Consider the following 9,061-nt stretch of genomic DNA (forward strand, 5'->3'; position numbering starts at 1 on the left):
CACGGCCGCGCGCGGCGGCGGGGTCCGCGGGGCGAGGGCCTGCTCCAGCGCGGCGCGCAGGGCGAGCGCATTGGGGAAGCGCTCCTCCGGGGTCTTCGCCAGCGCGCGCAGCACCACCGCCTCCAGCGCGGGCGGCACCGTGGGACAGATGGAGCGGGGGGCCGGGGGCTGCCGCGTCTGGTGCGCCACGAGCTGGGCGGTGAGCCCCTCGTCGGGAAAGGGCAGCCGCCCGGTGAGCAGCTGGTAGGCGATGACGCCCACCGCGTACAGGTCCGCGCGGCCGTCCAGGCGCCGGCTCAGGGACTGCTCCGGGGCCATGTACTCCGGCGTCCCCACGATGATGCCCGCCACCGTCTCCGGCATGCTCGCGTCCACCAGCTTCGCGATGCCGAAGTCGAGCACCTTCACGAACGGCATCCCCCGCCCGCGCTTCACCAGGAAGATGTTGTCCGGCTTCAGGTCGCGGTGGACGATGCCCCGCGCGTGCGCCGCATGCAGCGCGTCACACACCTGGGTGAGCATGGGCACCACCGCCCCGGCCGACAGCGGCGTCCCCACCCAGGCCGACAGCGGCGCGCCCTCCAGGAACTCCATGATGAGGTACGGCCGGGGCGCGGAGGCGTCGAGGTCGAAGATGCTGACGATGTTCTCGTGCCCGATGAGGTTCACCGCCCGGGCCTCGGCGTGGAAGCGCTGCACCAGCTCCGGGTAGCGCGTCAGGTGTTCGTGCAGCACCTTCACCGCCACGCGGCTGCCAATGGACACGTGCTCCGCCAGGTAGACGGACCCCATCCCGCCCCGGCCCACCCGGCGCACCAGCCGGAAGCTGCCCATCTGGGTGCCCACCAGCGGATCCACCTCCTCCGCCGCGTTCAGGGGGACCGGTGCCTCCACGGCCTTGCCCGCGCCGCCTCCCGCCTGCCGGACGAGCGTGTCGCACGACGTCCCCTCGCCATGTCCCCGCCCGCACGCTGTGCACGTGCGCTCGTTCCTCGCGACTTCGGCCATACCGCGCCCCCCTGGCCAATTCCCCGCCCAATCTGCACATCCCGGAAGCCCGGCATCCACTGCCGCCAAGGGTGGGTGTCGCAAAGTGAGGAGGGTCCCCAGCCCTTGGGCCGGGGTGACGGTTGGGCTTCGGACTGCGACGTGTCAGGAAGGTGTCACGCGGATAGGATGCGCGCATGTCCCGCTCGGCCCGACGCATCCCCACCGTGAACCTGTCCCACTACCGCTCCGGCACCCCCGAGGAGCGGGCCCGCTTCGTCCAGGTGTTTGGCGACGCGCTCAAGGAGTTCGGCTTCGTGACCGTCGAAGGTCACGGTGTCGACGACGCGCTCATCCGCCGCACGTACACGGACGTGGAGCGCTTCTTCCAGCTGCCGGAGTCCACCAAGACGCGCTACGCGGTGCCGGAGCGCCCGGGCCAGCGCGGCTTCATGGCGTTCGGCCAGGAGCACGCGAAGAACCGCAAGGTGGGGGACATGAAGGAGTTCTGGCACGTGGGCCGTGAGCTGCCCGTGGGCCACCCCTACCGCGACGACTATGGCGCCAACGTGTGGCCGGAGGAGGTGCCGTCCTTCCGCGACAACACGCTGACGCTCTACCGGGAGCTGGACGACGCGGCGACGGTGATGCTCCAGGCGCTGGCGGACTACCTGGGCATCGCGCGAAACACGTTCAGCGACATGACGGTGGATGGGAACTCCGTGCTGCGGCTCATCCACTACCCGCCCCTGAAGGACCGCTTCATCCCGGGCGGGGTGCGCGCCGCGGAGCACGAGGACATCAACTTCATCACGCTCTTGTGCGAGGGCACGTCCGGAGGCCTGGAGCTGCTCACGCGCGACGGCGAGTGGATCCCCGTGGACACGCTGCGCGGGCAGATTGTCGTGGACTCGGGCGACATGCTCAGCCGCGTGATGAACGGCGTCATTCCGTCCACCACGCACCGGGTGGTGAACCCGCCCAGCACGGAGCAGGACACCGTGCGCTACTCGATGCCCTTCTTCGTGCACCCCTACTCCGACTGCGTGCTGAAGCCGCTGCCGCAGACGGAGACGCCGGACAACCCCGCGCGCCACCCGCCCATCACCGCGGACGCGTTCCTCAAGCAGCGCCTGCGCGAGCTGGGCTTCCTCAAGTAGCCGCCGCGTGGGCGAGCAGTTCCTCCATGGGCACGCGGAAGTGGCGAGTCCCTTCCGCGCCGTGGAGCCAGGCCCCCCGGCCCTTGAGCCACGAGGGCCGCCACGCGCGGCCCGTCTCGTCCATGAGTTCGACGCGGGCCACGGGGCTCAGCCGCTGGTGGCCCCGGTCGTACAGCGTGAAGAGCTGGAGCTGGCAGGCGTCGTCGTAGCCGCCCCCGAACAGCACGTGCGTGTCGCTGACGACGATGGCGTGCGCGCCCCGCACGGGTGAGTCCCAGACCGTGGAGGACTGACCGGGCCGCATGCGCACGAGCGGGAAGTCCGTGTAGCTGTAGAACCAGGTCTCCTGCTCCGAAGCGACATTGAGCGCGTAGCAGTCCAGGATGCTCTGCACCCCGGGCAGCGCCATCCGCACGTCGCTCTCCTGCCGCTGCCCCTGCGCATTGAAGCGCACCAGGCCGTCCGCACCGATGGGCCGCCGCGAACCAAATCCTCCCCACCCGCGGTTGCCGAGGACGCCCTCGTCGAAGTAGCTGACCCAGACCTGCCCGTCGGTCGTCGTCTGCACGTCCGCGATGCCGTCCCCCAGGGTCAGCTCGCGCAGCAACGTGCCCTCCGGCGAATAGACGTGGGCGTTGCGCTCGTGCTGCTTCTCCGAGAGGTAGCGGCAACGCGCGTTCACGAGCAGCACCTCATCGCCGGGAAGCGGCTGGACGTAGTGGAAGTCCGGTGCCTCACGAGGCAGCACGAACCGCTCCCAGGTGTCCCATCCGTCCGCGAAGTGGAGGACCTCGTCGCCTTCGTCCTCCGCGTCCGCGAGCCACCACACGGTGTTGTCGGGCCCGACGCCCCGGGCCTTCACCTCGCGGCCGGCGAGCGCCTCCGCCGCGTCGACGAACGGGTGCACTTCGACGTGGAGCGTCCTCTTCATGGGCGTCATGGAGCCTCCGGGCACGGCCTCGACGGTGGCACTGCCGGAACCTGACGGTCCACCGCCGGGAGGCTCGCGCGTCATGGAGGCCGGTGCCATCCTCGCGGCACCGTGGCCACCTCCCTCGACCTGTTCGCCATCCAGCCGCGCGTCACGCTCGACGACTACGCCTCGCCGGAGACGTTCGCCGCGCACCACCGGGCGCTCGCCGCCCGCGTGGACGCGTTGCGCCCCCGGGATGCCTCGGGCCGGCCGCTGAACCCCGCGCTCGCCGTCTGGCCGGAGATGGTGGGCGCGGCGCTGGGGCTGATGGGGCACCTGTCGCGCGTACGCCGCCGCAAGACGACGAACGGAGCGATGACGCGCGTGGCGCTCGCGGAGTGGCGGGGCATGCTGCGCACGTGGCGCGCCTTCCATCCGCCGACGCTGGAGGAGTGCCTCTACGCCACGGTGGCGCCCCGCGTGCATCGGGCCATGTACGAGACCTTCTCCGGCATCGCGCGCGACTTCGGGCTGTGGGTGGTGGCCGGCAGCGCGCTCCTGCCCTCCAACCGCCTGGGCCCGGACACGCCCGAGTACGAACCCGCGGGCGCGCGCACGTTCAACACCAGCTACACGTTCTCACCGGACGGGCACTGCGTGGGCGTGACGCGCAAGGTGAACCTGGTGCCCACGCAGGAGGACGTGCTGCACCTGAGCCCGGGCCGCCCGGAGGACCTGCCCGTGCTGGACACGCCCTTCGGAAAGCTGGGCACGCTCGTCTGCTACGACGGCTTCCGCGAGCCCCATACGTCCAGCGAGCCGTGGTTCGTGCCGTGCGCGCAGTACCTGGATGCGCTGGGCGTGGACGTGCTCGCGCAGCCCTCCGCCAACGCCTGGAGCTGGGACGCGCCCTGGGCCTTCAACGCGCCCGATGAGACGCAGCTGCGCCGCGAGCAGTGGTTCAACGAGGGCCTCTTCACGCAGCTGCGCACCCTGAAGCGCGTGCGCTACGCGGTGAACCCGCAGCTCACCGGGGGCTTCCTCGACAACACCTTCGAAGCGCCCTCGCTCATCCTGGAGCGCCGGGGGCCGGACGACGTGCACGTGCTCGCCCAGTCCGCGGATCCGCGCGGCGAGGACGTGCTCCACGTCACCGTGCCCTGTTAGTCCCCGAGCTTCTTCTTGAGCAGCTCGTTGACCAGGCCCGGGTTGCCCTTGCCCTTCATGGCCTTCATCACCTGGCCCACGAAGAAGCCGTACACGCTCTTCTTGCCGGCCTTGTACTTCTCCACCTCGCCCGCGTTCTTCGCGAGGATGTCGTCCACCACCGCTTCGACGGCGCCCACGTCGCTCACCTGCGCGAGGCCCTTCTCCGCGATGATGTCCGCCGGCGCGCGGCCCGTGCGGAACATCTCCCCGAGCACGTCCTTCGCCGCGTTCGCGGACACCGTGCCCTTCTCCACCGTGGCCAGCAGCTCGCCCAGCTGCGCCGGGGTGAAGCGCAGCGCGGAGAGGGGCGTGCCCTCCTCCTTCAGCAGGCGGCTCAGCTCACCCAGGAACCAGTTGGAGAGCTTCTTCGCGTCCGGGACGTGCTTCGCGCAGGCCTCGAAGAAGTCCGCCAGCGGGCGCTCGGCGGTGAGGATGCGCGCGTCGTAGGCCGGCAGGCCGTACTCACCCATGAAGCGCGTGCGCTTCGCGCGCGGCAGCTCCGGCAATGATTGCCGCTGCGAGTCCCGCAGCGCGTCCGACACGAGGAGCGGCGGCAGGTCCGGCTCCGGGAAGTAGCGGTAGTCGTGCGCGTCCTCCTTGGAGCGCATCGACCGGGTGACGCCCTTGTTCACGTCCCAGAGGCGCGTCTCCTGGTCCACCTTGCCGCCGGACTCGAGCACGTCCACCTGCCGCGCGGCCTCGTACTCGATGGCCTGCTTGAGGAAGCGGAACGAGTTGAGGTTCTTCAGCTCACAGCGCTGCCCGTACGTGGTGGAGCCCTTGGGCATCACCGACACGTTGGCGTCGCAGCGGAAGCTGCCCTCCTCCAGGTTGCCGTCGTTGACGCCCAGGTACACCAGCACGTCGCGCAGCGCCTTGAGGTACTCCACCGCCTCGTCCGCGTCGCGCAGGTCCGGCTCGCTGACGATCTCCATCAGCGGCACGCCCGCGCGGTTCAGGTCCACCAGGCTCTGGCCCGCGGACGCGGACGCGTCGTGCACGCTCTTGCCCGCGTCCTCCTCCAGGTGGATGCGCCGCACGCGCACCGTCTTCTCCCCGGAGGGCGTGTCGATGACCAGCTCGCCCCACTCGCAGATGGGCTGGTCGTACTGGGTGATTTGATAGCCCTTGGGCAGGTCCGGGTAGAAGTAGTTCTTCCGGCTCCACACGCTCGTGGACTTCACCGTGCACCCGAGCGCCAGGCCCGTGCGCACCGCGTACTCCACCACGCGCTGGTTGAGCACCGGCAGCACGCCGGGCATGCCCAGGCACACCGGGCAGGTGTGGTGGTTGGGCTGGGCGCCGAACGCGGTGGAGCAGCCGCAGAAAATCTTGGACTGCGTGAGCAGCTGCGCGTGGACCTCGAGGCCGATGACCGTCTGGAAGTCACTCAGGGGCATGGCGGTGTCACCCTTGTGTCGCGCCCGCTAGACGGGGGCGGCGCGGCGGAAGAAGTCGTGCTCGCGCTCGAAGGCGCGGGCGATACGGAGCAGGCGGGCCTCGTCGAAGGGGCGCCCCAAGAGCTGCATGCCGATGGGCAGCCCCGCCTGCGTGAAGCCGCACGGCACGGACAGGCCCGGCAGGCCCGCCAGGTTGCACGGCAGCGTGTAGACGTCCATCAGGTACATGGACAGCGGGTCGTCCACCTTCGCGCCCAGCTTGAACGCCGGCACCGGCGACGTGGGCGACACGATGGCGTCCACCTGCTGGAACACCTTCGTGAAGTCCTCGCGGATGAGCGTGCGGACCTTCTGCGCGCGCAGGTAGTAGGCGTCGTAGTAGCCGGCGGACAGCGCGTAGGTGCCCAGCATGATGCGGCGCTTCACCTCCGCGCCGAAGCCCTGCCCCCGCGTCTGCGTGTACAGCTCCTTGAGCCCGCGCGCGTCCTTCGCCCGCTGCCCGTAGCGGATGCCGTCGTAGCGCGCCAGGTTGCTGGACGCCTCGGAAGAGGCCAGCAGGTAGTACGTCGTCAGCGCGTACTTCGTGTGCGGCAGCGACACGTCCACCAGCGTCGCGCCCAGCTTCTCCAGCTCCTCCAGCGACGCGCGCAGCGTGCCCGCGACCTCCGGGTCCATGCCCTTCGCGAAGTACTCGCGCGGCACGCCCAGCTTGAGGCCGCGCACCCCGTCCTCCAGCCCCGTGAGGCAGTCCGGCGTCTCCACGTCCGCGGAGGTGGAGTCGAGCGGATCATGCCGCGCGATGAGCTGGAACAGCGCCGCCGTGTCCCCCACCGTGCGCGCCATGGGGCCCGGCTGATCCAACGACGAGGCGAAGGCGATGACGCCGTAGCGCGACACGCGGCCGTAGGTGGGCTTGAGCCCCACGGTGTTGGTGAGCGCCGCGGGCTGGCGGATGGAGCCGCCCGTGTCGGTGCCCAGCGCGCCGAACACCTCGCGCGCCGCCACCGCCGCCGCCGAACCTCCGGACGAGCCGCCCGGCGTGCGCGTCAGGTCCCACGGGTTGTGGGTGGGGAAGTACGCGCTCGACTCGTTGGACGAGCCCATGGCGAACTCGTCCATGTTCAGCTTGCCCACGAGCGGCAGGCCCGCGTCCTTCAGCAGGCGCACCACGGTGGCGTCGTAGGGCGGGACGAAGCCCTCCAGGACGCGCGAGGCGCAGGTGGTCTCCACGCCCTCCGTGAGGAAGATGTCCTTGAGGCCCACGGGCACGCCGTCGAGCGCGCTCAGAGGGCTGCCCGCCTTGCGGCGCGCGTCGCTGGCCTCGGCGGCCTTGAGCGCCCCGGGCTCGTCCACGCGCAGGAAGGCGCGCACCTTCGGGTCCACCTGGGCGATGCGCTGGAGGCTCGCGCGGGTGGCCTCCACGGAGGACACCTCCCGCGAGGCCAGCTTCGCCGCCAGCTCCAGCATCGACAGGTCGGTGAGCGACGACATGGCGGGCTACTCCAAAATCTTCGGGACCGCGAAGGCGGTGCCCACCTTCGCCGGCGCGTTGGCGAGCCCTGCTTCCGGGGGCAGCGACGGACGCAGCACGTCCTCGCGCAACAGCGAGGACGCGAGCGTCGCGTGGGAGGTGGGCTCCACCTGGCTCACGTCGAGCGCCTCCAGCTCCGCCACCGCGTCCAGGACCGCGGACAGCTGGGTGGCGTAGCGCTCCTCCTCCTGCGGCGTCAGCGACAGCCGCGCCAGGGTGGCCACGTGCCGGACCTGCTCGAGCGTGAGGGCCATGGGAAGCCTCCTCCTCTGGACTCCGGTGCTACGGGGACGACACGGACGGCGTGCGCTTGAACAGGTTGAGGATGGCGCCCATCACCTTGCCGCTGCCCTCGTGGCCATGCTGCTTGATGACCTGCTCCAGCTCGCCCGCGTCCAGCCAGACGCCGTGGCAGTTGAAGCAGCTCTCCAGCTCCACGTTGCCGTCCTTGAGCGTCTGCAGGTCCATGCCGCACTTGGGGCACTTCATGTAGTGCAGCTGCTTGAGCGACTCGCGCTGCTGCGCGGCCATCTCCTTGGACTGCTCGAGGGCCAGCTTGCGCTTGGCTTCAATCTCCTCGCGCGCGAAGTAGTCGTCTTCGTTGTGGGAGGGCTTGTCGGGGCTCAGGTCGGACATGTTCTCGGGTTCTCCTTGGCGGCAGGCACCATACCCTCTCGCCGCGCGGACGCGCCCGAAATGTAGGCCCTGTCCCGCCCCCTCGGGGCCCCCTTGGACGCCTGCCGGAAAATTGACCCCGCTCCCTCCCTCCCTATTCTCGCCGGGCGGATTGCTACAGCTCGCTACGCGGCTGGAATCGGGCAGAGGGAACAGGGGTCCATGACAGCGGCAAAGAAGGGTGGCCGGGGGGAAAAGGCGGTGCTCTCCCGGCAGGAGATCGCGACGCGCCGCAAGGCGCTCAACAACAAGAAGATGAAGGCGCCGGGCGCGGCGAGCCCCGCCAAGCGGGCGCTCATCGGCGTCTTCATCCTGGCCGCCTCGTTGCTGGCCTTGCTGGCGGTCGCCACGTTCGACGCGCATGACCGCGTGGGGCCCGGCTTCCACAACGCGGTGGGCCCCATGGGCCACCTCATCGCGGAGACCCTGCGCGGCGCGCTGGGCGTGTGCGCCTACCTCATCCCCGCGGGTGGCATCTACACCGCCGTGGTGCTCTTCGTGGGCAACCGCGAGCGGCGCCGCATGCCGCAGATCATCTCCCTGGCGCTGCTCACCTGCAGCGTGTCCGTGCTCGCGCAGCTCATGTTCGCCAAGGACAAGGGCTGGGCCCACCCGCCCGGCGGCGCGCTGGGCGCCAGCCTGGGCGGCCTGATGGAGGGGATGTTCTCCACCGTCGGCACCATCATCCTCGTCACCGCCATCAGCGCGGCGGCGCTCATCGTCGGCACCCAGTACACGTTCTTCAAGCTGTGCTCGCTGGTGTGGGCCGGCCTCACCGTGCTGGGCCGCCGCGTCTCCGAGGCCGCGCACGTCTTCTGGGAGCAGCAGAAGGTCAACTACGCGGCCCGCCAGGAGCGGCTCGCGCAGGAGAAGGAAGAGGAGGCCGCGTTCCTCGCGGAGCTGGAGGCCGAGGAGGAGGAGCTCTCCGAAGCCGAGCGCCTGGCCGCCGAGGCCGAGGCCGCCGAGGCGGAGGCCCTGGCCGAGGAGGCCGTGCGCCTGGCCCGGCAGAACGAGAAGGAGCAGCTCGCCAACGCGAAGAAGGCGCTCAAGGAGCAGAAGGACCGCGAGAAGCTGGAGAAGAAGCTCACCCGCGACGAGCCGCCCGAGGAGGACGACGCCTCCGACGAGCAGCCCTCGCTGCCGCCCGAGCGCGCCGAGCGCCGCTCCCCCGGCGCCGACCCCGCCT

The 9,061-nt window shown here is 70.6% G+C and carries 9 protein-coding genes; 3 read left to right on the forward strand and 6 right to left on the reverse strand.

What is annotated here, in order from left to right:
• On the reverse strand, positions 1 to 1,008 hold a 1,008-nt coding region (locus ACLEQD_RS30190), incomplete at its 3' end, for a serine/threonine-protein kinase (protein WP_410388831.1).
• Positions 1,009 to 1,184: 176 nt separating this feature from the next.
• On the opposite strand from ACLEQD_RS30190, the gene ACLEQD_RS30195 reads away from it, so the two are divergent.
• Positions 1,185 to 2,147 carry an isopenicillin N synthase family dioxygenase gene (locus tag ACLEQD_RS30195; RefSeq protein WP_410388833.1) on the forward strand — a complete coding sequence of 321 codons (963 nt, stop codon included), beginning with the start codon at positions 1,185 to 1,187 and terminating at the stop codon, positions 2,145 to 2,147.
• Here the strand turns inward: ACLEQD_RS30195 and ACLEQD_RS30200 are convergent.
• A complete protein-coding gene (locus ACLEQD_RS30200) occupies positions 2,140 to 3,087 on the reverse strand; it encodes a hypothetical protein (protein WP_410388835.1) in 948 nt (315 codons plus the stop codon). The genes ACLEQD_RS30195 and ACLEQD_RS30200 overlap by 8 nt on opposite strands.
• Before the next feature lie 102 nt (positions 3,088 to 3,189).
• Here ACLEQD_RS30200 and ACLEQD_RS30205 point away from each other — a divergent pair, with 102 nt between their 5' ends.
• Complete coding sequence (locus tag ACLEQD_RS30205) at positions 3,190 to 4,227, forward strand: carbon-nitrogen hydrolase family protein (protein ID WP_410388836.1); 1,038 nt, start codon at positions 3,190 to 3,192, stop codon at positions 4,225 to 4,227.
• Here the strand turns inward: ACLEQD_RS30205 and gatB are convergent.
• Genes gatB through ACLEQD_RS30225 form a run of 4 tightly spaced genes read right to left on the reverse strand, consistent with a single transcriptional unit; the run spans position 4,224 to position 7,836 of the window.
• Positions 4,224 to 5,669, reverse strand: a complete 1,446-nt coding sequence (gene gatB, locus ACLEQD_RS30210) for an Asp-tRNA(Asn)/Glu-tRNA(Gln) amidotransferase subunit GatB (protein ID WP_410388838.1) — start codon at positions 5,667 to 5,669, stop codon at positions 4,224 to 4,226. The two genes, ACLEQD_RS30205 and gatB, sit on opposite strands and share 4 nt — an antisense overlap.
• Before the next feature lie 27 nt (positions 5,670 to 5,696).
• Entirely contained in the window at positions 5,697 to 7,160 is a 1,464-nt protein-coding gene (gatA, locus tag ACLEQD_RS30215; RefSeq protein ID WP_410388840.1) for an Asp-tRNA(Asn)/Glu-tRNA(Gln) amidotransferase subunit GatA, read from the reverse strand.
• A 6-nt stretch (positions 7,161 to 7,166) separates the two neighbouring features.
• On the reverse strand, positions 7,167 to 7,454 hold the full coding sequence (gatC, locus tag ACLEQD_RS30220) for an Asp-tRNA(Asn)/Glu-tRNA(Gln) amidotransferase subunit GatC (RefSeq protein WP_120523770.1): 288 nt from the start codon (positions 7,452 to 7,454) through the stop codon (positions 7,167 to 7,169).
• A 28-nt stretch (positions 7,455 to 7,482) separates the two neighbouring features.
• The gene (locus tag ACLEQD_RS30225) at positions 7,483 to 7,836 is read right to left on the reverse strand and encodes a zf-TFIIB domain-containing protein (RefSeq protein WP_410388842.1); all 354 of its coding nucleotides are present in this window, start codon (positions 7,834 to 7,836) and stop codon (positions 7,483 to 7,485) included.
• Positions 7,837 to 8,037: 201 nt separating this feature from the next.
• Here ACLEQD_RS30225 and ACLEQD_RS30230 point away from each other — a divergent pair.
• Positions 8,038 to 9,061 (forward strand): DNA translocase FtsK 4TM domain-containing protein (locus ACLEQD_RS30230; RefSeq protein WP_410388844.1); only part of this gene is annotated, 1,024 nt, incomplete at its 3' end.

It is taken from the genome of Corallococcus sp. 4LFB, from assembly GCF_046520365.1.
Taxonomy (GTDB): domain Bacteria; phylum Myxococcota; class Myxococcia; order Myxococcales; family Myxococcaceae; genus Corallococcus; species Corallococcus caeni.

Bases quoted from the DNA above. Each gene is read 5' to 3' on its own strand.
- ACLEQD_RS30195 (WP_410388833.1), top strand. From the start codon at position 1,185: ATGTCCCGCTCGGCCCGACGCATCCCCACCGTGAACCTGTCCCACTAC.
- ACLEQD_RS30200 (WP_410388835.1), bottom strand. From the start codon at position 3,087: ATGACGCCCATGAAGAGGACGCTCCACGTCGAAGTGCACCCGTTCGTC.
- gatA (WP_410388840.1), bottom strand. From the start codon at position 7,160: ATGTCGTCGCTCACCGACCTGTCGATGCTGGAGCTGGCGGCGAAGCTG.
- ACLEQD_RS30225 (WP_410388842.1), bottom strand. From the start codon at position 7,836: ATGTCCGACCTGAGCCCCGACAAGCCCTCCCACAACGAAGACGACTAC.
- gatB (WP_410388838.1), bottom strand. From the start codon at position 5,669: ATGCCCCTGAGTGACTTCCAGACGGTCATCGGCCTCGAGGTCCACGCG.
- gatC (WP_120523770.1), bottom strand. From the start codon at position 7,454: ATGGCCCTCACGCTCGAGCAGGTCCGGCACGTGGCCACCCTGGCGCGG.